Source organism: Rahnella sp. P4_A8, assembly GCF_056402435.1.
This window is the reverse complement of record NZ_JBFUHK010000308.1, coordinates 1-830: the sequence shown is the minus strand read 5'-3', so window position 1 is coordinate 830 and position 830 is coordinate 1. Positions and strand designations below refer to the sequence as shown.

Below are 830 nucleotides of genomic sequence, written 5' to 3'. Positions count from 1 at the left end.
CTGCTTGCATTACGATTCAGCGCAGGACTGGTAGGAGGCACAACAATGGGGGTGGGTATCAGTATATTGATAAATCTCGCCCCGGCTAACTTGCGAGGAAAAATGTTGGCGACGGTCATTGCATCTTTTTCGATGGTAAGCATTGTCGGAACGCCCACGATACTATTTGTGTGTGCTCATTACGGCTGGCATGTCGCTTTGTGGTTAATCAGTACGCTGTGTTTGTTGGCATTGCCACTGATTGTTTCCATCATCCCTAAGGATCCAGTCTCTTTCGACACACCCCACGCAATGCCTATCGACGTTAATACTTTACTGTTCGCTTCCAGTAATGCGCTGGTACAGTTTAGCCCGATGCTGGTCATTCCTGTTCTGGTACCATTAATGACCCAGCAACTGGGGGCCTCTCAATACCTGCTGCCAGGGTTATTTTTCGCCGGGGGCGTTGCAGGATACCTGTCAACAAAAATGACAGGCGCGTTAACTCCGCATTTTTCTGCTGTGAGTCTTGCTACAGGGTCAACTTTCGTTTTTTTACTCGCTTTGCTAATACCTGTTATGGGCTATTCGCATCCGGCGCTATTTATTATTTTATTTCTCGGTGCATCTTACAGTCGTCTGGTTTCCTCCTCGGCGGTGAGCATTCAGTTTCCTGATGACAGGCAGCGAGCGGGATTCACTTCATTGCAGTCATCAATAATGTACCTCATCACAACGGTCGCATTTTTTCTGTCTGCTTTTCTATTACCTGGGCACGCCATAGCACCACAAAATATGAACACGTTGCTGGGGGTTTGTGCAATATCCGCATCAGGGTTCCCCATCGTCGT

General features: G+C 48.1%; 1 protein-coding gene. It reads left to right on the top strand.

Annotated elements, in window-relative coordinates; all coding sequences use genetic code 11:
• The coding region (locus AC1DUO_RS25635) for an MFS transporter (RefSeq protein WP_477989526.1) at positions 1 to 830 on the top strand (830 nt) is incomplete at both ends.